This window comes from Pseudomonas sp. MDT2-39-1 (assembly GCF_054898085.1).
In genome coordinates, this window is sequence record NZ_CM142716.1 from 3,227,921 (window position 1) to 3,248,993 (window position 21,073).

Annotated in this window: 21 protein-coding genes; 10 read left to right on the plus strand and 11 right to left on the minus strand. The window is 60.0% G+C overall.

What is annotated here, in order from left to right; all coding sequences use genetic code 11:
• Window positions 1–59: 59 nt before the first annotated feature.
• The 4 genes from trkA to def are packed head-to-tail and all read right to left on the minus strand — an operon-like array spanning window position 60 to window position 4,286.
• Window positions 60–1,433, minus strand: a complete 1,374-nt coding sequence (gene trkA / locus ACYZTM_RS15370; RefSeq protein WP_131059050.1) for a Trk system potassium transporter TrkA — start codon at window positions 1,431–1,433, stop codon at window positions 60–62.
• A 22-nt stretch (window positions 1,434–1,455) separates the two neighbouring features.
• Window positions 1,456–2,766 carry a 16S rRNA (cytosine(967)-C(5))-methyltransferase RsmB gene (gene rsmB / locus ACYZTM_RS15375; protein ID WP_461983267.1) on the minus strand — a complete coding sequence of 437 codons (1,311 nt, stop codon included), beginning with the start codon at window positions 2,764–2,766 and terminating at the stop codon, window positions 1,456–1,458.
• On the minus strand, window positions 2,763–3,722 hold the full coding sequence (gene fmt / locus ACYZTM_RS15380; protein WP_461983269.1) for a methionyl-tRNA formyltransferase: 960 nt from the start codon (window positions 3,720–3,722) through the stop codon (window positions 2,763–2,765). The genes rsmB and fmt overlap by 4 nt, the downstream gene beginning before the upstream one ends.
• A gap of 57 nt (window positions 3,723–3,779) precedes the next feature.
• The gene (gene def, locus ACYZTM_RS15385) at window positions 3,780–4,286 is read right to left on the minus strand and encodes a peptide deformylase (protein ID WP_131059053.1); all 507 of its coding nucleotides are present in this window, start codon (window positions 4,284–4,286) and stop codon (window positions 3,780–3,782) included.
• Window positions 4,287–4,458: 172 nt separating this feature from the next.
• Here def and ACYZTM_RS15390 point away from each other — a divergent pair, with 172 nt between their 5' ends.
• The 3 genes from ACYZTM_RS15390 to ACYZTM_RS15400 all read left to right on the plus strand — a co-directional run bounded on the left by ACYZTM_RS15390 (window position 4,459) and on the right by ACYZTM_RS15400 (window position 7,279).
• Window positions 4,459–5,484 carry a LysM peptidoglycan-binding domain-containing protein gene (locus tag ACYZTM_RS15390; RefSeq protein WP_461983271.1) on the plus strand — a complete coding sequence of 342 codons (1,026 nt, stop codon included), beginning with the start codon at window positions 4,459–4,461 and terminating at the stop codon, window positions 5,482–5,484.
• Window positions 5,485–5,563: 79 nt separating this feature from the next.
• Window positions 5,564–6,667 (plus strand): DNA-processing protein DprA, encoded by a 1,104-nt coding sequence (gene dprA, locus ACYZTM_RS15395; RefSeq protein ID WP_131059055.1) that lies wholly within the window; start codon window positions 5,564–5,566, stop codon window positions 6,665–6,667.
• Between the two features lie 54 nt (window positions 6,668–6,721).
• Window positions 6,722–7,279, plus strand: coding sequence for an L-threonylcarbamoyladenylate synthase type 1 TsaC (locus tag ACYZTM_RS15400; protein WP_131059056.1), 558 nt, complete (start codon window positions 6,722–6,724; stop codon window positions 7,277–7,279).
• A gap of 114 nt (window positions 7,280–7,393) precedes the next feature.
• Here the strand turns inward: ACYZTM_RS15400 and ACYZTM_RS15405 are convergent, their stop codons facing one another.
• On the minus strand, window positions 7,394–8,371 hold the full coding sequence (locus tag ACYZTM_RS15405) for an NADPH:quinone reductase (RefSeq protein WP_461983273.1): 978 nt from the start codon (window positions 8,369–8,371) through the stop codon (window positions 7,394–7,396).
• Window positions 8,372–8,527: 156 nt separating this feature from the next.
• On the opposite strand from ACYZTM_RS15405, the gene hemF reads away from it, so the two are divergent.
• Both hemF and aroE read left to right on the plus strand, forming a co-directional pair.
• On the plus strand, window positions 8,528–9,442 hold the full coding sequence (hemF, locus tag ACYZTM_RS15410) for an oxygen-dependent coproporphyrinogen oxidase (protein WP_461983275.1): 915 nt from the start codon (window positions 8,528–8,530) through the stop codon (window positions 9,440–9,442).
• Between the two features lie 11 nt (window positions 9,443–9,453).
• Window positions 9,454–10,275, plus strand: a complete 822-nt coding sequence (gene aroE, locus ACYZTM_RS15415) for a shikimate dehydrogenase (protein WP_131059059.1) — start codon at window positions 9,454–9,456, stop codon at window positions 10,273–10,275.
• A gap of 102 nt (window positions 10,276–10,377) precedes the next feature.
• On the opposite strand, the gene ACYZTM_RS15420 is transcribed toward aroE, so the two are convergent.
• The 3 genes from ACYZTM_RS15420 to betC form a co-directional block, all read right to left on the minus strand.
• The gene (locus tag ACYZTM_RS15420) at window positions 10,378–11,946 is read right to left on the minus strand and encodes a SulP family inorganic anion transporter (protein WP_461983276.1); all 1,569 of its coding nucleotides are present in this window, start codon (window positions 11,944–11,946) and stop codon (window positions 10,378–10,380) included.
• A 157-nt stretch (window positions 11,947–12,103) separates the two neighbouring features.
• The gene (gene choX, locus ACYZTM_RS15425; protein ID WP_461983277.1) at window positions 12,104–13,024 is read right to left on the minus strand and encodes a choline ABC transporter substrate-binding protein; all 921 of its coding nucleotides are present in this window, start codon (window positions 13,022–13,024) and stop codon (window positions 12,104–12,106) included.
• Between the two features lie 16 nt (window positions 13,025–13,040).
• Window positions 13,041–14,555: a choline-sulfatase gene (betC, locus tag ACYZTM_RS15430; RefSeq protein ID WP_461983278.1), complete on the minus strand. Its 1,515-nt coding sequence runs from the start codon at window positions 14,553–14,555 to the stop codon at window positions 13,041–13,043.
• A 114-nt stretch (window positions 14,556–14,669) separates the two neighbouring features.
• Here betC and ACYZTM_RS15435 point away from each other — a divergent pair, with 114 nt between their 5' ends.
• The gene (locus ACYZTM_RS15435) at window positions 14,670–15,620 is read left to right on the plus strand and encodes a choline sulfate utilization transcriptional regulator (protein WP_461983279.1); all 951 of its coding nucleotides are present in this window, start codon (window positions 14,670–14,672) and stop codon (window positions 15,618–15,620) included.
• On the opposite strand, the gene ACYZTM_RS15440 is transcribed toward ACYZTM_RS15435, so the two are convergent.
• Window positions 15,607–16,278, minus strand: a complete 672-nt coding sequence (locus tag ACYZTM_RS15440; protein WP_131059068.1) for an NAD(P)-dependent oxidoreductase — start codon at window positions 16,276–16,278, stop codon at window positions 15,607–15,609. The genes ACYZTM_RS15435 and ACYZTM_RS15440 overlap by 14 nt on opposite strands.
• An 84-nt stretch (window positions 16,279–16,362) precedes the next feature.
• On the opposite strand from ACYZTM_RS15440, the gene ACYZTM_RS15445 reads away from it, so the two are divergent.
• Window positions 16,363–16,689, plus strand: coding sequence for a DOPA 4,5-dioxygenase family protein (locus ACYZTM_RS15445; protein ID WP_131059069.1), 327 nt, complete (start codon window positions 16,363–16,365; stop codon window positions 16,687–16,689).
• On the opposite strand, the gene ACYZTM_RS15450 is transcribed toward ACYZTM_RS15445, so the two are convergent.
• Entirely contained in the window at window positions 16,690–17,091 is a 402-nt protein-coding gene (locus ACYZTM_RS15450) for a GFA family protein (protein ID WP_461983280.1), read from the minus strand.
• 423 nt (window positions 17,092–17,514) lie between these two features.
• Between ACYZTM_RS15450 and ACYZTM_RS15455 the strand changes: the two genes are divergently transcribed.
• Both ACYZTM_RS15455 and ACYZTM_RS15460 read left to right on the plus strand, forming a co-directional pair.
• On the plus strand, window positions 17,515–18,822 hold the full coding sequence (locus tag ACYZTM_RS15455) for a CitMHS family transporter (RefSeq protein ID WP_131059071.1): 1,308 nt from the start codon (window positions 17,515–17,517) through the stop codon (window positions 18,820–18,822).
• Window positions 18,823–18,907: 85 nt separating this feature from the next.
• The gene (locus tag ACYZTM_RS15460) at window positions 18,908–19,675 is read left to right on the plus strand and encodes a TerC family protein (protein ID WP_131059072.1); all 768 of its coding nucleotides are present in this window, start codon (window positions 18,908–18,910) and stop codon (window positions 19,673–19,675) included.
• Window positions 19,676–19,824: 149 nt separating this feature from the next.
• Here ACYZTM_RS15460 and ACYZTM_RS15465 read toward each other — a convergent pair whose 3' ends face one another.
• A complete protein-coding gene (locus tag ACYZTM_RS15465; protein ID WP_461983282.1) occupies window positions 19,825–20,106 on the minus strand; it encodes a DUF6124 family protein in 282 nt (93 codons plus the stop codon).
• 456 nt (window positions 20,107–20,562) lie between these two features.
• On the opposite strand from ACYZTM_RS15465, the gene ACYZTM_RS15470 reads away from it, so the two are divergent.
• A complete protein-coding gene (locus ACYZTM_RS15470; protein WP_461983283.1) occupies window positions 20,563–21,060 on the plus strand; it encodes a PAAR domain-containing protein in 498 nt (165 codons plus the stop codon).
• The last annotated feature ends 13 nt before the right edge of the window (window positions 21,061–21,073 follow it).

Here is a 21,073-nt window from a genome sequence, read left to right on the forward strand (position 1 = left end):
ACGCGGAGCGTCCGTTGAGGCATTCCCACGCAGAGCGTGGGAACGATCTGGTTGCGAGATCAGAAGAAGCTGAGCCCCACATGAAACAGCTTCTCCACATCCCGAATATGCTTCTTATCCACAAGGAACAGAATCACATGGTCGCCCGCCGCGATCACCGTGTCGTCGTGGGCGATGATCACTTCTTCATCACGAATGATCGCGCCAATCGTGGTGCCCGGCGGCAAGCCGATGTTCTCGATGGCCTTGCCAATCACCTTGCTCGACTTCTCATCGCCATGGGCAATCGCCTCGATGGCCTCCGCCGCCCCGCGCCGCAATGAGTGCACGCTGACGATATCGCCGCGTCGCACGTGGGCCAGCAGCGTGCCGATGGTCGCCAGTTGCGGGCTGATGGCGATGTCGATATCGCCGCCCTGGATCAAATCAACGTAAGCCGGGTTGTTGATGATCGTCATCACCTTCTTCGCGCCCAGGCGCTTGGCCAGCAGCGAGGACATGATGTTGGCTTCGTCATCGTTGGTCAGGGCCAGGAAGATATCCGCGTCGGCGATGTTCTCTTCCATCAGCAAGTCGCGGTCGGAGGCACTGCCCTGCAATACCACGGTGCTGTCGAGGGTGTCCGACAGATGGCGGCAGCGGGCCGGGTTCATCTCGATGATCTTCACCTGATAACGGCTTTCGATCGCCTCGGCCAGACGCTCACCGATCTGCCCGCCACCGGCGATGACGATGCGCTTGTAGGTTTCATCCAGTCGGCGCATTTCGCTCATCACTGCGCGAATATTCGCCTTGGCAGCGATGAAAAACACTTCGTCGTCGGCTTCGATCACCGTATCGCCCTGGGGCAGGATCGGCCGATCGCGACGGAAAATAGCCGCCACGCGGGTTTCGACATTCGGCATGTGTTCACGCAACTGGCGCAGTTGCTGACCCACCAACGGTCCGCCGTAGTACGCCTTCACCGCCACCAGTTGCGCTTTGCCTTCGGCGAAGTCGATCACCTGCAACGCGCCGGGATGCTGGATCAGGCGCTTGATGTAATTGGTGACCACTTGTTCCGGGCTGATCAGCACGTCTACCGGAATCGCGTCGTTATCAAACAGCTCGGAACGCGTCAGGTACGCAGCTTCGCGGACCCGGGCGATCTTGGTCGGGGTGTGAAACAGGGTGTGGGCAACCTGACAGGCCACCATGTTGGTTTCGTCGCTGTTAGTCACCGCCACCAGCATGTCGGCATCGTCCGCGCCGGCCTGACGCAGCACCGTCGGCAGTGAGCCGCGGCCTTGCACGGTGCGGATGTCCAGCCGATCGCCGAGATCGCGCAGGCGTTCGCCGTCGGTGTCGACCACGGTAATGTCGTTGGCCTCGCTGGCCAGATGTTCCGCCAGCGAACCGCCGACCTGCCCCGCACCGAGGATGATGATTTTCATCCAGTCACTCCCTTAAAACCGGTTAACCGCGCGCGGCGGCGATCTTGATCAGCTTGGCGTAGTAGAACCCGTCGTGGCCGCCTTCCTGGGCCAGCAACTGGCGACCGTGAGGCTGCTTGATGCCGGCTGCCGTGGCGAGGTCCAGTTCACGAGCGCCCGGCGTGCGAGCGAGGAAGGCTTCGATGACTTCGGTGTTCTCGGTCGGCAGCGTGGAGCAGGTGGCGTAAAGCAGAATCCCGCCCACCTCCAGCGTTATCCACAGGGCATCGAGCAATTCGCCCTGAAGCACCGCGAGTGCGGCGATGTCGTCCGGTTGGCGAGTCAGCTTGATGTCCGGGTGACGACGGATCACGCCGGTGGCCGAGCACGGCGCGTCGAGCAGAATGCGCTGGAACGGTTTGCCGTCCCACCAAGTCGCGGTGTCGCGGCCGTCGGCGGCGATCAGATCGGCGCTCAGGCCCAGGCGTGCAAGGTTCTCGCGCACTCGCACCAGACGCTTGGCTTCCAGATCCACCGCCACGACGCCCGCCAGTTTTGGCTCGGCTTCGAGGATGTGGCAGGTCTTGCCGCCCGGTGCACAGCAGGCGTCCAGCACCCGTTGGCCCGGCGCCAGGTCGAGCAGGTCGGCGGCCAGTTGCGCCGCTTCGTCCTGAACGCTGATCCAGCCTTCGGCGAAACCCGGCAGGCTGCGCACGTCGGCCGGCGCTTCGAGGATGATGCCGTCCTGACTGTAAACGCATGGCGTGGCGGCGATGCCGGCCTCAGTCAGTAACCCGAGGTAAGCATCACGGGTGTGATGGCGACGGTTGACCCGCAGAATCATCGGCGGGTGCGCGTTGTTCGCCGCGCAAATGGCTTCCCACTGCTCAGGCCAGAACGCCTTGAGGGATTTTTGCAGCCAGCGCGGATGCGCGGTGCGCACCACCGGGTCGTGTTCCAGCTCGGTCAGCAGTGCTTCGCTTTCACGCTGGGCGCGGCGCAAAACAGCATTCAACAATGCCTTGGCCCAGGGCTTTTTCAGCTTGTCAGCGCAACCGACGGTTTCGCCGATGGCGGCGTGGGCCGGGACGCGGGTGTAAAGCAGTTGGTAGAGGCCTACCAGCAGCAGCGCCTCGACATCGGCGTCCGCTGCCTTGAATGGCTTCTGCAGCAACTTGGCCGCCAGTGCCGACAAACGGGGTTGCCAGCGCGCCGTGCCGAACGCCAGGTCTTGGGTGAAGCCGCGGTCACGGTCTTCAACCTTGTCCATTTGTGTCGGCAGAGAACTGTTGAGTGAGGCTTTTCCGTTAAGAACAGCAGCGAGTGCCTTGGCGGCGGCCAGACGTGGATTCATTGAGCGTCCACCGCTTGACCAAGCACGGTGCCGACGGCGAATTTCTCACGACGGCTGTTGAACAAGTCGCTGAAGTTCAGCGCCTTGCCGCCGGGCAATTGCAGACGAGTCAGGCACAGGGCTTGCGCACCACAGGCGACGATCAAGCCGTCCTTGCTGGCGCTGAGGATTTGCCCCGGTGCGCCCTGCCCTTCGGCGAGGCTCGCGGCCAGCACTTTCAGCGCTTCACCGGTCAGCGTGCTGTGGCAGATCGGCCACGGATTGAAGGCGCGGACCAGGCGTTCCAGCTCTATCGCCGGACGGCTCCAGTCGATGCGCGCTTCGTCTTTGTTCAATTTGTGAGCATACGTGGCGAGGCTGTCGTCCTGCACCTCGCCTTCCAGCGTTCCGGCGGCGAGGCCGGCAATCGCCTGAATCACGGCCGGTGGGCCCATTTCGGCGAGACGGTCGTGGAGGCTGCCGCCGGTGTCTTCGCCGGTAATCGGCGTGGTGACTTTCAGCAGCATCGGCCCGGTGTCGAGGCCCAGTTCCATGCGCATCACGGTCACGCCGCTTTCGCTGTCGCCCGCTTCAACGGCACGCTGAATCGGCGCCGCGCCGCGCCAGCGTGGCAGCAACGAGGCGTGGCTGTTGATGCAGCCCAGGCGCGGAATATCCAGCACCACTTGCGGCAGGATCAGGCCGTACGCGACCACCACCAACAAATCCGGCTTGAGCGCGGCCAGTTCAGCCTGAGCGTCTTCGTTGCGCAGCGTCGACGGTTGCAGCACCGCAATGGAGTTTTCCAACGCCAGTTGCTTGACCGGGCTCGGCATCAGCTTTTGCCCACGGCCCGCCGGACGGTCCGGCTGGGTGTAAACCGCGACGATCTCGTAAGGGCTGTCGAGCAGGGCCTTTAGGTGTTCGGCGGCGAATTCCGGGGTGCCGGCAAAGACGATGCGCAGTGGCTCAGTCATGGGAGCAATCTCTGAAAAGAAAAAGGCTTGCCGCAGCAAGCCTTTGAAAGAAGGGCATCAAGCGTTCTGGCGATGGAGCTTTTCCAGTTTCTTCTTGATTCGGTCGCGTTTGAGGCTGGACAGGTAGTCGACGAACAATTTGCCGTTGAGGTGGTCGCATTCGTGCTGGATGCACACGGCGAGCAAGCCTTCGGCGATCAGTTCGTAGGGCTTGCCGTCGCGGTCCAGAGCCTTGACCTTGACCTTCTGCGGGCGATCGACGTTTTCGTAGAAGCCCGGCACCGAGAGGCAGCCTTCCTGGTATTGCTCCATCTCGTCGGTCAGGGATTCAAACTCCGGGTTGATGAACACCCGTGGTTCGCTGCGGTCTTCGGAGAGGTCCATCACGACGATACGTTTATGCACGTTGACCTGGGTCGCGGCGAGGCCGATGCCTGGCGCTTCATACATTGTTTCAAACATGTCATCGACCAACTGACGCACTTCGTCGTCCACTACGGCCACAGGTTTGGCGATAGTGCGCAGGCGCGAGTCGGGGAATTCGAGGATGTCTAAAATGGCCATAAGCTTAATTGCTGCACGTGTGAGGTAAAGTCGGGTCGATGGCCTGGCGGGTCCGAAGATGCAGGCTACCGTTGTGAAGCGTAGCTTCCTTTTCTTTTCGGTAAAGAGTCGGAAGCGAGCCACGAGGGCTCTGGCGTTTCACGCGAACGCACATAATAAAGGGATTCACCGCATGAGGAAATCACTACTCGCCTTGCTCCTTCTGGCCTCGGCCGGTTTGGCGCACGGGCAAGTGCAACTCAAGGAAGGTTTTCCACAGCAATACACAGTGGTGGCGGGTGACACACTCTGGGACATTTCGGGAAAATTCCTCCGGGAGCCGTGGAAGTGGCCAGAGCTTTGGCAGGCCAATCCACAGATTGAAAACCCCAATCTCATCTACCCTGGCGACTCGTTGTCGCTGGTCTACGTCAACGGCCAGCCGCGCCTGACCCTCAATCGCGGGGCTTCGCGCGGCACCATCAAGCTCTCGCCAGGGGTGCGTAGTAGTCCGGTGGCCGATGCGATCCCGAGCATTCCGCTGCAATCGATCAACAGCTTTTTGCTGAGCAACCGCATCGTCGACAAGGTCGAGGACTTCGACAAGGCGCCTTACATTGTCGCTGGCGATGCCGAACGCGTGCTCAGCGGCACCGGTGACCGTATTTTCGCCCGTGGCCATTTCGATCCGAACCAGCCGGTGTACGGGATCTTCCGTCAGGGCAAGGTTTATACCGATCCTGACAGCAAAGAGTTTTTGGGCATCAATGCCGATGACATCGGCGGTGGCGAGATTGTGGCCACCGAAGGCGACGTCGCCACGTTGGCGCTGCAACGCACGACTCAGGAAGTCCGTCTCGGCGACCGTTTGTTCAGCGGTGAAGAGCGATCCATCAACTCGACCTTCATGCCCAGTGCGCCAAAAACCCAGATCAACGGCTTGATCATCGATGTGCCGCGCGGGGTCACCCAGATCGGCGCGCTGGACGTCGTCACCCTGAACAAGGGTCAACGCGATGGCCTGGCTGAAGGCAACGTGCTGGTGGTGATGAAAACCGGTGAAACCGTGCGTGACCGGATCACCGGCCAACCGCTGAAGATTCCCGATGAGCGTGCCGGTTTGCTGATGGTTTTTCGCACCTACGACAAACTCAGTTACGGGTTGGTACTCCACGCTTCGCGCTCGCTGGCCGTCATGGACAAGGTGCGAAACCCTTAGCCTGCTCCACAAGTTACCAACAGAGTTATCCACAGCTTATTCCCGTTTGAACGGGGCTCATAACGATCAAGGATGATCCATGTCGCTGTCTGCTGTCACACCGGTTTCCCCTGCGGAACTGGAAGCTCGTCTACGTCTGCATCGGTTGCCGGAACTCGGCCCGGCGCGTTTCAAGAAATTGCTCGAGGCCTTCGGCTCGGCGTCAAAAGCCATCAGCGCCCCCGCCAGCGCCTGGCGTTCGCTGGGTTTGCCGCTGGCGTGCGCCGAGGCCCGACGCACCAATGAAGTGCGCGATGGCGCGAGCCACGCATTGGCCTGGCTAGAGCGTCCGGGCCAGCATTTACTGATGTGGGACCAACCTGAGTACCCGGCGCTGCTGGCGGAAATCAGTGATGCGCCGCCGCTGTTATTTGTGGCAGGCGATCCCGGCATCCTGGAAAAACCGCAATTGGCGATGGTCGGCAGTCGTCGCGCCTCGCGGCCGGGCATGGACACCGCAGCTGCGTTTTCGCGCAGCCTGGCCAGCGCCGGTTTCGTCATCACCAGCGGTCTGGCGCTGGGCATCGATGCAGCTGCGCATCAAGCTGCGCTGGACGTCGGCGGGCGAACGGTGGGGGTACTTGGCACGGGACTTGAAAAGTTTTATCCACAGCGCAATCGGCGGCTGGCCGATGCCATGATCGCGACGGGCAGCGCGGTGCTTTCCGAGTTCCCGCTGGACGCCGGCCCCAGCGCAGGCAACTTTCCTCGGCGTAACCGGATCATTAGCGGTTTATCCCTCGGCGTGCTGGTGGTCGAGGCGAGTGTCGCCAGCGGGTCTTTGATCACGGCGAGACTGGCGGCGGAACAAGGGCGCGAGGTCTACGCGATTCCAGGGTCGATCCATCACCCAGGCGCCAAGGGGTGTCATCAATTGATCCGCGACGGGGCAATGCTGGTGGAAACCATCGAGCATATCCTCGAAGCCTTGCGCGGCTGGCAACGGCTGCCGTTATCCACAGAAACGCTGCAAGCACCCACTCATCCACTCCTCATGTTGCTTCACGCCGCGCCCCACACCAGTGAAGCACTGTCGGTCAGCAGTGGCTGGGCCTTGTCCAAAGTCCTGGCAGCGCTGACGGAACTGGAAATGGGGGGTCAGGCCGTGTGCGAAAGCGGGCGCTGGTTTGCGCGGGTGAGCTAGGTTTTATAAGGAAGATCGGTAAACTGCGCAGAGCCTTATTCCGGAGAGTTTTTCATGGTCAACAATTGGCGTGTGCAACAAGCCGCACAAGCCGTTCGCTCAGGGGCGGTGATTGCCTATCCAACCGAAGCGGTCTGGGGCCTGGGTTGCGATCCGTGGGACGAAGGCGCGGTTTCTCGTCTGCTGATGATCAAGGGCCGGTCCATGGAAAAGGGCCTGATTCTGGTGGCCGACAATATTCGTCAGTTCGACTTCCTGTTCGAAGACTTTCCCGAACTGTGGATGGACCGCATGGCCAGCACTTGGCCGGGGCCGAATACCTGGCTGGTGCCGCATCAGAATTTGTTGCCCCTGTGGATTACGGGTGTGCATGAAACGGTGGCGCTGCGCGTTAGCGACCACCCGCAGGTGCGGGATTTGTGTGCGATGGTGGGGCCGTTGGTGTCGACCTCGGCTAATCCTCAAGGGCGGCCGGCGGCAAGGACGCGGATTCGCGTCGAGCAGTATTTCCGTGGGCAGGTGGATTTTATCCTCGGCGGTAACCTTGGCGGGCGCAAAAATCCGAGTGTGATTCGCGATCTGGCGACCGGGAATGTCATTCGCCCGGATTGAGACCGCGTCATCGTTCTTCGCGGGCAAGCCTCGCTCCTACAGAACCACGGTCGGACACAAATTATGTGAACAACCGTGGTTCTGTAGGAGCGAGGCTTGCCCGCGAAGGCGTTCTCAAGGCAACAAAACAGTCGAACCCGTAGTACGCCGCGCCGACAACTCGGTCTGCGCCTTCGCCGCTTCAGCCAATGGGTACTTCTGGCTGATGTCCACCGTAAGCTTGCCGCTGATGATCATCTCAAACAGCTCATCCGCCATACGCTGCAGGTTTTCCGCATTGTTCGCATAAGTCGCGAGTGTCGGCCGGGTCACGTACAACGAACCCTTCGCCGACAATATCCCCAGGTTCACCCCGTCCACTGCGCCAGAGGCATTGCCGAAGCTCACCACCAGCCCCCGTGGTGCCGCGCTATCGAGCGACGTCAGCCAGGTGTCTTTGCCAACCCCGTCGTACACCACCGGGACTTTTTTGCCGTCAGTCAATTCCAGTACGCGTTGTGCGACGTTTTCGTGGCTGTAGTCGATGGTCGCCCAGGCACCGTTGGCCTTGGCCAGCGCGGCTTTCTCCGGTGAACTGACCGTGCCGATCAACTTCACGCCCAAGGCCTTGGCCCATTGGCAGGCCAGGGATCCGACACCGCCTGCGGCAGCGTGGAACAGGATGGTTTCGCCACCCTTGAGTTCATACGTCTGACGCAGCAGGTACTGCACGGTCAGGCCCTTGAGCATCACCCCGGCAGCCTGTTCGAAGCTGATGGCGTCCGGCAGGTGCACCAGATTGGCTTCTGGCAAAACGTGAACGTCACTGTAGGCGCCCAACGGACCACTGCCGTAAGCCACGCGATCACCGACCTTGAAGCGGGTGACTTGGCTGCCCACTGCCTCGACCACGCCCGCACCTTCCGAACCAACGCCCGATGGCAGGGCGGGCGGCGGATAGAGACCGCTTCGGTAGTAGGTGTCGATGAAGTTGAGGCCGATGGCCTTGTTGGTCACGCGAACTTGCTGCGGGCCGGGCTCGGCGGGTTGATAGTCGACATGCTCAAGTACTTCGGGGCCGCCATGGGCGCGGAACTGGATACGCTTTGCCATCAGAACTCTCCTTAGGTCAATTTGCGAAGCTCCCTATCGGACTCCTAAGCTTGATCTTCGTCAACTGCGGCGGGGCAAGGTGCAGTGTTATCCTACGCAGCAATTTGCCGCCGGCCGTTAAACGCCGCGCAGCTTTGCCCGATTCAAGGTGATGACATGACGACCCGCACCGAGGCCGTAAAAGCCTACCTGCTCGACCTGCAAGACCGTATTTGCGCTGCCCTGGAAGCTGAAGACGGTGGCACGCAATTCGTCGAAGACGCCTGGACCCGGCCTGCCGGTGGTGGCGGTCGCACGCGAGTGATCGAAAACGGCTCTGTGATCGAAAAGGGTGGCGTCAACTTTTCCCACGTCTTTGGCAGCGGTCTCCCACCGTCCGCCAGCGCTCACCGCCCCGAATTGGCTGGCCGTGGTTTCGAAGCCCTGGGCGTGTCGCTGGTGATTCACCCACACAACCCGCAGGTGCCGACTTCCCACGCCAATGTGCGCTTTTTCATCGCTGAAAAAGAAGGCGAAGAACCGGTCTGGTGGTTCGGCGGCGGTTTCGACCTGACCCCTTATTACGGCAATGAAGAAGACTGCGTGCACTGGCACCGCGTCGCCGAACAGGCCTGCGCGCCGTTCGGACCGGATGTCTACCCGCGTTACAAAGCCTGGTGCGACACTTACTTCCATATCAAGCATCGCCACGAACCGCGGGGCATCGGCGGTCTGTTTTTTGATGACTTGAATGAGTGGGACTTCGACACCAGCTTCGCTTTCATGCGCGCCATCGGTGACGCCTACATCGAGGCGTACCTGCCGATCGTGCAGCGTCGCAAGAATGACGCGTTCACCGCCAAACAGCGTGAGTTCCAGGAATTCCGCCGTGGTCGCTACGTTGAGTTCAACCTGGTTTACGACCGCGGCACGTTGTTCGGCCTGCAATCGGGCGGGCGTACCGAGTCGATCCTCATGTCCCTGCCCCCGCAAGTCCGCTGGGGCTACGACTGGAAGGTCGAGCCGGGCAGCGAAGAAGCACGCCTGACTGAATACTTCCTGCAAGACCGCGATTGGTTGGCCAAGGCCTGAGAGGAATCCTGATGGATCGTTACGTCGTATTCGGTAACCCGATTGGCCACAGCAAATCGCCGCTGATCCATCGCTTGTTCGCCGAGCAGACCGCTCAGCAACTGGACTACAGCACCTCGCTGGCGCCACTCGACGGCTTTTCCGACTTCGCCCGAGCGTTTTTCTCCGAAGGTCGCGGGGCGAATGTGACGGTGCCGTTCAAGGAAGAAGCCTATCGCCTGGCTGACAGTCTGACAGAGCGTGCGCAGCGGGCCGGTGCGGTCAACACCTTGAGCAAACTCGCCGATGGCAGTTTGCTGGGTGACAACACCGACGGCGCAGGGCTGGTGCGGGACCTGACGGTCAACGCCGGTTTCAGCCTCAAGGGCAAACGTATCTTGCTGCTGGGTGCCGGCGGCGCGGTCCGTGGTGCGCTGGAACCGTTGCTGGCCGAGTTGCCGGAATCGGTGATCATTGCCAACCGCACGGTGGAGAAAGCCGAACTGCTGGCGGAGTTGTTCGCTGACCTCGGGCCGGTGTCGGCCAGCGGTTTCGACTGGCTGCGGGAATCGGTAGACCTGATCATCAACGCGACGTCGGCGAGCTTGTCAGGCGATGTACCGCCGATTGCCAGCAGCCTGATCGAACCGGGCAAGACGGTGTGCTACGACATGATGTACGGCAAGGAGCCGACCTCGTTCTGCCGTTGGGCCAGTGAGCACGGCGCGGCGTTGTCGATGGATGGGTTGGGAATGCTCGCTGAACAAGCGGCGGAAGCATTCTTCCTGTGGCGCGGTGTGCGGCCGGACACGGCGCCGGTATTGGCAGAACTCCGCCGCCAGCTCGCCGCATAAACTGTAGGAGCGAGCGGTGCGGCGGTCCGACTTGCCCGCGAAGGCGTCCTCAAGTACGCCAAAAGCTTCGCGGGCAAGCCTCGCTCCCACAGGGTTCAATCCTCAATCCTCAAACCGGATCGGGCATTTCTCCGCGCCTTCAAGCTTGCGCAACTCTTCCACCACCTGCGGCCGTGCGCGCCGCAAGGTCAGGCTGCGATCCTGTTTGAGCAACCGCCGCGCTTCCTGATGCAGCATTTCCACACCTGAATAGTCGATAAAGTTGATCTGCTGCGCCTCGATCACCACGCGCGCGCCGTGCATCCGTTGCAGGCGCACTTGCAGGTAATGGCTGGCGCCGAAAAAAATCGAACCGCCGACCCGCAGAATGTCTTCATCGCCTTCGCGCCAATGCTGCACCCGCGGTTGCGAAGTTCGCTTGAGGTAAAAGAACAGCGAAGCCAAGACCCCGGCATAGATCGCGGTCTGCAACTCCAGCAACAGCGTGGCGACGCAGGTCAGCGCCATGACCAGGAACTCGGCGCGACTGACTCTCCACAACGCGCGAATACCCCGATGGTCCACCAATCCCCAAGCGATCAACAAAATGCTGCCGGCCATGGCCGGGATCGGAATGTGCGCAATCAACTTCGCGCCGAAGATCGCAAACAACGCCACCCACACCGCCGAAAAAACGCCGGCCATCGGTGAGCAGGCGCCCGCTTCGTAGCTCAGGCCCGAGCGGGTGAACGAACCGGCTGACAGCGAGCCAGAGAAAAACGCCCCGACCATGTTCGAAAAACCCTGGGCACGGACTTCCTGATTGGCGTCGAGCAATTGCTGAGAGCGAGTCGACAAGGAGCGGGCAATCGACAGACTGGTCACCAGTCCGAGCATCCCCACCGCCACGGCGCTGGGCAGCAGGCGCAGGATCAGATCCAGGTCCAGCGGCAGCGGGCTGAAAGGCGGCAGCCGTCCGACAAACGCGCTGACCAACTTCACATGGCCGAACATCGAGGGCCACAACCACACCAGCAATCCGCTCAGCGCCAACGTGATCAATAACGTCGGCCAGCGTGGCAGCAGTAATTTCAGGATCACCCCCACCCCGACGGTGGCCAGCCCCAGCCCCAGCGAAGGTTTATCCACTTCTCCGAGGTGTTTGAACACCATTAAAAAGCTGTCCAGGGCGGTGGACTGATTGGGCAGGTCCAGCCCCAGCAGGTTCGGCAGTTGGCCGATGGCGATCACCACCGCCGCACCGAGGGTGAAGCCCAGCACCACCGAATGCGAAACGAAATTCACCAAGGCGCCAAAGCGCAGCAAACCAAGCAGCCACTGGAAAATCCCGGCGAGCAGCGTCAGCAGCAGGATCAGGGTGACGTAGTCCTCGGACGCGGGAACGGCCAGAGGGCTGACACTCGCGTACAGGACGATGGAAATCGCCGCCGTAGGACCGCAGATCAAATGCCACGACGAACCCCATAGGCAAGCGATCAGCACCGGGATGATTGCGGCGTACAGGCCGTATTCCGGCGGGAGACCGGCGATCAGGGCGTAGGCAATGGATTGTGGCAGCGCAAGAATGGCGCCGCTGAGGCCAACGATCAGGTCACGACCGACGCTGGCACGGGTTTGCCGGGGCAACCAGGAAAGGAAGGGGAAGAGTGAATGGCGGCTGGGGAAGGCCATGGGTCCTCTCGGTGAGAATTTTGTGCAAGGGTAACAGGACAGACGACGATCCTTGCCTCTGTAGGAGCGAGGCTTGCCCGCGAAGAACGATAACGCGGTTTTTCTAAAGAACCGCGTTATCGTTCTTCGCGGGCAAGCCTCGCTCCTACAGGGTTGGTTAAAGTTTGGCTTTTACTGCCGGCAACGCATCCTTCCCATCCACGGTCTTCACGCCATCCAGCCATTTATCCAGTACGGCGGGATTCGCCTTGATCCACGCCTTGGCCGCATCGGCATTGCTGACTTTCTTGTTCACCACCTCGGCCATGATGCTGTTCTCCATCTCCTGGGTGAAACTCAGGTTGGTGAGCAGCTTGCCAACGTTCGGACAGGCCTGTGCATAACCTTTGCGGGTGAGTGTATAAACGCTGCCGGTGTCACCGAAGTACTTCTCACCGCCCTTCAGGTAATGCATTTTCAATTGCACGTTCATCGGGTGCGGCGTCCAGCCGAGGAAGGTCACGAACTTCTGTTTCTTCACCGCGCGGGACACTTCAGCCAGCATGGCCTGCTCGCTGGACTCGACCAGTTTCCACTGACCCATGTCAAAGTCGTTCTTCTTGATGATTTCCTGCAAGGAAATGTTGGCAGGCGCACCGGAGCCGATGCCGTAAATTTTTTTATCGAACTTGTCGGCATATTTGTTCAGGTCGGCAAAGTTATGCACACCCGCGTCCCACACATAATCCGGGACGGCCAGCGTGAATTCGGTGCCGTCGAGGTTCTTCGCCAGTTGAGTGACATCGCCCGTGGCGACGAACTTGTCGTAGAAGCCCTGCTGCGCCGGCATCCAGTTACCCAGGAACACGTCGACCCGGCCATCCTTCAACCCGCCAAAGGTGATCGGCACCGCGAGGGTGTCGACCTTGGCCTTGTAGCCCATGCCGTCCAGCAGAAACCCGGTAATGGCGTTGGTCGCGGCGATGTCGCTCCAGCCTGGGTCGGCCATTTTCACCGTGTCGCAACTCTGATCGGCGAACGCCGAGGCACTGCCCAGAGCCAATAGCCCGACCGTCAGTACTGTGGATAACTTTTGCATGAACTTCCCCTTAACATTATTGGTTTTGGCAGGGTTGTGGATAACGTGCTTTACGTTCCAGATCGTCGAGGTCGATGTGGTTGCGCATGTACTGCTGACTGGCGTCCACCAGCGGCTGGTGATCCCAGCTCTTCAACTTGCCGATGGTCAGCGCATCGGCGACGAAACGCCGGCGCCGCTGACTGGCGAGCACTTGTTGGTGAATCGTCGGAATGTCCCATTTGGCCCGTGCTTCGGCCAGAAAATCTTCGAACAATGGCCGATGTTGCGGCGATTGACTGAGTTCTTCCTGTTCGCGCGGATCATTGTGTACATCGAAGAGTAGGCAAGGGTCGTCTTCGCTGTAGATGAATTTGTAAGCGCCGCGCCGGATCATCATCAAAGGACTGATGGTGCCTTCGGCCATGTATTCGCCGAAGACTTCGTCGTGACCGCCCTGCCCTTGCAGGTGCGAGACCAGCGAGCGGCCGTCCAGCGGCAACCCCGGCTCCAGTGAACCACCGGCCAGTTCCACGAAGGTGGGCAGCAGGTCGGCGGTGGACACGGCAGCGCTGACTCGGCCAGCCCCGAATTGCCCCGGTGCACTGATCAACAGCGGTACGCGGGCGGCCATTTCGAACCAGTGCATTTTGTACCAGAGGCCACGCTCGCCGAGCATGTCGCCGTGGTCGCCGGAGAAGACAATGATGGTGTCGTCGATCAGCCCGGTTTCTTCGAGTGTTTGCAGGAGTTTGCCGACGTTGCTGTCGATATAGCTGCACGCACCGAAATACGCGCGTCGAGCGTCGCGAATCTTATTCACAGGCAGCGGCTTGTCCCACAGGTCATACACCTTGAGCAAACGCTGGGAGTGCGGATCGAGTTCGGTTTGCGCCGGGGTTTCGGGCAAAGGGATGTCGGCGTCGTCGTACATATCCCAAAAAGCCTTGGGAATCGTGTACGGATCGTGTGGGTGAGTCATCGACACGGTCAGACAGAACGGCTGATCGCCGTCCTCGCGGATATGATCGAACAGGTATTGCTGGGCCTTGAACACCACCTCTTCGTCGAAATCCAGCTGATTGGTGCGCACGCACGGCCCGGCTTGCAGCACCGAAGACATGTTGTGGAACCAGGTCGGACGCACGTCCGGCTCATCCCAGTTCACAGACCAGCCGTAATCGGCCGGGTAGATGTCGCTGGTCAGGCGTTCTTCATAGCCGTGGAGCTGATCCGGACCACAGAAATGCATCTTGCCCGACAACGCGGTGCGGTAGCCGAGTCGACGCAGGTAGTGGGCATAAGTCGGTACATCGGCAGGAAAATCGGCCGCGTTGTCGTAGGCGCCGATCTTGCTCGGCAACTGTCCGCTGACCAGGGTGAAACGCGAGGGCGCGCACAGTGGGCTGTTGCAATAAGCGGCGTCGAACACCACGCCTTCAGCGGCGAGGCGGCTGAGATTGGGCAGTTTGATGGGCGAAGGGCCGTAGAACGGCAACATTGGCGCGGCCATCTGATCGGCCATGATGAAAAGAATATTCTTGCGCTTCATGTGATCGCGGCATTCCATAGTGAATATTTATGCGAGAGTGCTGCGATCGAGCATGTAGCCCAAGCAATTTGTGGTAAAGCCCATGCGCGGCAATGACTAGGATAAGCACAGCTTATGTATGACGCCCTTGGTGATCTGTCTCTGGATTTGCTTCGCGCCTTTGAAGCGGCGGCCCGTCAGCGCAGCTTTACCGCCGCTGCGGTCGAACTCGGCACCACGCAGCCGGCGATCAGTCAGCAGATCAAGCGACTGGAAGAGCAACTCTCCACGCGTCTGTTTGATCGCATCTATCGCGGCATTGAACTGACGGAGGCTGGAGCCATACTTTTCGAGCAGGTTCAGCTCGGTTTGCAGAATATCGATGCAGGATTGAGCGCGATCAGCGCACAGCATCAACATGAGGTCTTGCAGGTTGCGACCGATTTCGCCTTCGCCGCCTATTGGCTGATGCCGCGCCTGCACCGCTTTCATGCCGCCAATCCTCAAGTAGACGTCAGCCTGGTCACCAGCGAACGTAGCCTCAACATGCTGCGCACCGATATCGATGTGGCGGTGTTGTTTGGTGATGGTCGATTCAAGCAGGGCGAAAGCCACTGGCTGTTCAGCGAAGAAGTGTTTCCGGTGTGCAGCCCGCTGTTGCTAAAGGACCGCGCCCTGCCCTTGCCGGTCCAGTCACTTCTGGAATTCCCGCTGCTGCACCTTCGAGGTGAGAACAGCAGCAACTGGTTCGACTGGAGCGGCGTGTTTCGTGAGTTGGGGATTGCTTCGGCACCCGCGCCGGGGCAATTGCGCTTCGACAATTACACGTTGCTGATTCAAGCGGCGATTGGCGGCCAAGGCGTGGCCATTGGCTGGCGACACCTTGTGGATAACTTGCTGGCGCAGGGATTGTTGTGCCGACCGATTGCGCAAACGGTCATTTCCAGGCTCGGCTATTACGTGGTCCTGCCCCAGCGAAAACGGCGTGGCGCACTGATTCAACAGTTTGTGGACTGGCTGATGGCTGAGCAGGCCAGCAGTGCGCAATCGTTGAACGGGCTTCCGCTGCCGTCTATCGCTGTATAGCCTCGGTCGCGACGAAGGTCACGTGTTCGCCGACATGCAGGTTCAACCGCAACTCATCGGCAATCCCGACAGCCACCCGGCTCAACCGCTCAAGTGGTTCAGCGAGGCCCGGCTCCAGGCTGCTGCTGACCTGGCTGAAATGCTCAATGGTCAGCCCGGCCACCCCGCGCGGCGCATTCACCAGCGTCCAGTGCAAGGAGCTGCTTTGCAGGGCTTCTCGAATTTCTTCGGCGGCGTGGCGTTGCAGTCGATCTTCTATTTCCGGATCGTCCAATGCCTCGAAATCGCCCACCAGAAACAACCGGACAATCCCCGAGGCCTGCATGCCATCGATCAGAGCATCCACCGCCAGCACTTGCTCGACCGGGCCGGGGACGATGGATTTTTCCACGTGCTCGCTGTTCATCGGCAACCCTGGTGCATCCAGCAGGCAGATCACCGCCGAACAACCGGCGACACTCTGCTTGACCCGCTCGGCGTCGAACACATCGCCGGTCTTGGTCCGCAATCCCGGGCGCGGTGGGAGCGCCGTCAGGTCATCCAGAATCGCGATCACTTCATGTTGGCGCCGCAGCATTTCAGCCATCAGCGCACTGCCCAGGCTACTCATGGCACCATAAAGCACCACTTTCACCACAGGGGTTTCGGCATTTTTCATGGCTGAGATTCCTTGTTTCCGACGTATATGTCGTGTGACCTGTAGGAATCGGTGAGGGTTCGACTGGGATTTAGAGGGTTTCAGATGCAACAGATCAAGGGCTACCACGCCCATGTCTATTTCGACGCCAGCAGCATTGATCAGGCGCGAGCGCTGTGTGAGCAAGCCGCGCACGTGTTCCCGCTGAAAATGGGCCGCGTGCACGAACGCCCGGTGGGTCCGCACCCGGACTGGAGTTGCCAGTTGGCGTTCGGGCCGGAGCTGATCGGTGACGTGCTGCCGTGGCTGGCGCTCAACCGCAAGGGTTTGGTGGTGTTCCTGCACCCGGTTACCGGCGACGATTTGCTGGACCACACCGAGCACGCGATCTGGATGGGCGCGATCCGGCCGCTGGACCTGTCTATTTTTTGATCAGAGGTTTTCTTCGGCTTCACCCGGCAAGTGCTCGTCCAGGTGCAGCCAGGGTAAACGGTTGTCGGTCCAGATATGCCGCTCGGCCGGGGCCTGCTCCGGGTGATCGAGGGTGGCGATGGTCACGTCGATGCTCTCGGGGCTGAGATGCGTCGTCAGCGCCAGTTGCGCCCCACAGTTCGAGCAGAAATAGCGCACGCAGGTTGTCGAAGAATCGTACTGCGCCGGTTTCCCTTTCAGCCATTTGAAGGCTGACGTAGGCACGGTGATCCAGGTCGTCACGATCCCGCCGCTGACCCGTCGGCAGATTGAGCAGTGGCAGTGGGCGATATCGTGTAATAGACCGCTGAATTGATAGCGCAGATTTCCGCAGTGGCAGCCGCCTGTGTGAAGTTCGCTCATGACCTTTCCTCCTGATGCGTATGTACCGACGCCTTCGCCGGCAAGCCGGTCTCGCTCCCACACTGGATATACGTCGTACACAAATCACCTGTGGGAGCGAGCTTGCTCGCGATGGCCTCAACTCGGTTTAACACCCTGCCCTAGTCCGACGACCGGTCACACATCCGGTCAATGCTTTCACCAGCGAAAGCTGGCTGAAAGCTTCCCCGATTAGGATCGCCCCACTACCGGCAACAGACCGGTCGGCCAATGCCAGTGTTTTATCGCTCGCACAGCCCATTTAACAACAACAATGGTGATTCTGATGTCCTCTATTACCCGCCGCTTCGCTGCAACTCCGCCCGTACGCCTCGTGCTTCCCGTTCTGCGCTGACCGCACCCGGTTCGCCCATTCCCTAGCCGCGCTACGCCTGGAGTATTCCCATGCTGACTTTCCTTGGCTTCGCCATGGTCATCACGTTCATGTTCTTGATCATGACCAAGCGCCTGTCTGCGCTGATCGCCCTGATCATCATTCCAATCGTCTTTGCCCTGTTCGGTGGTTTTGCGCCGAAGATCGGCCCGATGATGCTCGAAGGCATCACCAAGCTGGCGCCGACCGGCGTGATGCTGATGTTCGCCATTCTGTATTTCGCCCTGATGATCGATTCCGGCCTGTTTGACCCGGCCGTGCGCAAGATCCTCAAACTGGTCAAGGGCGACCCGTTGAAAGTTTCGGTCGGCACCGCCGTACTGGCGCTCGTCGTTTCCCTTGATGGTGACGGCGCGACCACTTATATGATCTGCGTGGCCGCCATGCTGCCGCTTTACAGCCGCATCGGCATGAGCCCGCGGATTATGGCCGGCCTGATCATCCTCGCCGGTGGCGTGATGAACATGACCCCGTGGGGCGGCCCGACTGCCCGTGCGGCCAGTGCACTGCACGTGGACCCGTCGGACATCTTCGTACCAATGATTCCAGCGATGGCGGCCGGCGTGGTGGCAATCCTGTTGATTGCTTACTTCTACGGCAAACGTGAACGTGCGCGTCTGGGGGAGCTGCACCTGGTGGGCGATGAAGTCGACCACAGTGAAATCAGCGTTTCGCAGTTCCCGGATGCCCGTCGTCCGAAGCTCATTTGGTTCAACGGCGCCCTGACCCTGGGCCTGATGTGCACTCTGATTGCCGGTCTGTTGCCACTGCCGGTGTTGTTCATGGTGGCGTTCAGTATTGCCATGATCGTCAACTATCCTTGCCTGCAACAGCAGAAGGATCGCGTCGCGGCTCACGCCGGTAGCGTGCTGGCGGTGGTCGGTCTGATCTTTGCCGCGGGCATTTTCACCGGTATCCTGACGGGCACCGGCATGGTCGATGCGATGTCGAAAAGCCTGCTGGCGGTGATCCCTGATTTCCTCGGTCCGTACCTGGCCGTAATCACTGCGCTGGTGAGCATGCCGTTCACGTTCTTCATGTCGAACGATGCATTTTATTACGGCGTGTTACCAGTACTTGCCGAAGCAGCCAGTCATTACGGTATAACCGCGGTTGAAATGGCACGTGCCTCGATCGTCGGTCAGCCCGTCCACTTGCTGAGCCCGCTGGTACCATCGACTTACTTGTTGGTGGCCCTGGCCGGTATTGATTTCGGTGACCATCAGCGCTTTACCCTGAAATGGGCAGTGCTGGTGTGCATGTGCATACTGGTTGCCGCGTTGCTGATGGGGATTTTTCCGCTGTTCAGCACTCTATAAGCCCAAGACTCACCACAACGGGTCCAGGCTTCGCTGTTCGAAGCCTGGGCCTTTTGTGGTTTAACACTCGCTCAAAGGAATACACATGGAATGGCTGACCAACCCTGAAATCTGGGTTGCCTTCTTTACCCTGACCGCCCTGGAAATCGTCCTGGGTATCGATAACATCATCATGATTTCGATCCTGGTCAGCCGCATGCCCAAGCACATGCAGCAGCGCACCCGGATCTTCGGCCTGGCGCTGGCCATGGTCACGCGGATCCTGTTGTTGCTGTCGATCACCTGGGTCATGCGCCTCACCGCCGACCTGTTCGAAATGTTCGGCCAGGGTATTTCCGGGCGAGACCTGATCCTGTTCTTCGGTGGTCTGTTCCTGCTGTGGAAGAGCTCGCAAGAGATGTACCACGCACTGGAAGGCGAGGATGAGACCCACGAGGAACCGACCGCCAAGGGTGGCAGCTTCCTGTACACCATCATCCAGATTGCGATTATCGACATCGTGTTCTCGCTGGATTCGGTGATCACCGCCGTGGGTATGGTTTCCCATGTGCCGGTCATGGTCGCAGCGATCATCGTCGCCGTACTGGTGATGATGCTGGCGGCTGGCACCATCAGCGAATTCATCGACAAGCACCCGTCGCTGAAAATGCTGGCGCTGTCGTTCCTGTTGCTGGTCGGTACCGTGTTGATTGCCGAGTCCTTCGAAGTGCATTTGCCAAAAGGCTACGTCTACTTCGCCATGGCGTTCTCGCTGGCGGTGGAAGCGATCAACATCAAGATGCGCACCGCGATTGCGAAAAAACGCAAACAGCAAGATCCGGTGAAACTGCGCAAGGACATTCCGGGGCAGTAACCCGAACCTGTGCACTGGCTGGTGTCAGTCAGTGCACAAAACCTGTGGGAGCGAGCTTGCTCGCGAAAAGGAGTGTCAGTCGACATCAATGTTGCCTGATACACCGCTTTCGCGAGCAAGCCCGCTCCCACATTTTTTTTGCTCAGTGGTTACCCAGGCGGATCGAGGTTATCCAGCACTCGATTCACCGCCAACTCCCCCAACATGATGTTTTGCTGAATCCCCAGCAGGGTGTTGCGGTGTGTGCCTTCCATTCGTGCGGCGAGTTCACTGGCCATGACACTGGCCGACGCCAACGACTCGCAGGCATGAGCGAGCAGGGTTTCGTTGTCGACCTTGGGGTCTATGAGAAAGATGGTGCTGGGTTTGCGTGGTGGGAAGTCGTGAGCGACCGGATCGGTGTCCGGTGGGTTGGGCGTTGCCTTGAACATAGATATAACTCCAGTACTGGTTACTTGGAGCCTTCACTCTCGCTACCAAACGATGGGTGGTGGCCATACACAGGTTGGTAGACCGGAGTACTGGAACCGGCGCCCCCGAAGGGACCCTGCGCATGGCCACCATAAACTGCGACCTGAAAAAGCGTCCGCAAAAAGTGGCTATGCGCCAGACTCCGGGCTACCAAACCCGATCGCTGTTATTAGCGACGGAGAAACGATAGAGAGCAGGGTCAAGGCGCACAAGCCGGCGGATTCTGGCGTAGCCGTAGGCAACGACGCAAGGCGTTGTAGCCTCCGAGAAGTAACGCCGGGTGTCTTTAAACACGCACTGCAAAAACGCGTGAATCACATCAAAACAGCCGACTGCTTTTTTCCCAAGGTTGACGCACCGAGCTCTGGTGGTTAGCGTCCCTCGCTCGCTTCAACCGACAATGACAAGGAATGCATATGTCAGGAAAACCGGCTGCACGCCTCACGGACCCCACCACCTGTCCCCTCCCCGGCCACGGCACCAACCCGATTGCCAGCGGTTCTCCCGACGTGTTTTTCAACGGTCTTGCGGCTGCTCGGGTCAGCGACACATGCACCTGCGGTCAGACCCTGAACGGCGGATTCTCTTCAACCGTGTTCATCAACGGCCTGAACGCCATGACGCTCGATAGCACCACCAGCCATGGCGGTGTGGTGATTGGCGGCTCCGGCAACGTCATCATCGGCAGCTCTCATACCCCCACGCCATTCATTCAGCCCCTGCCAATCATTGGTCAGCCCTTGGTCGAATTCAAAGCTGTCAGCGCCGGCAACGGCGAGCCGATTGCCCAACAGGACTACGAAATCGAAACCGCCGAAGGCCGCATCGTCAAAGGCCAGACCAACGCCGAGGGCATGACCCAAAGCGTCGCTACCCTACAGCCCGACCTCGCCGTAGTCAGCTGGACTGTCTGACGCCTCAAGGAAG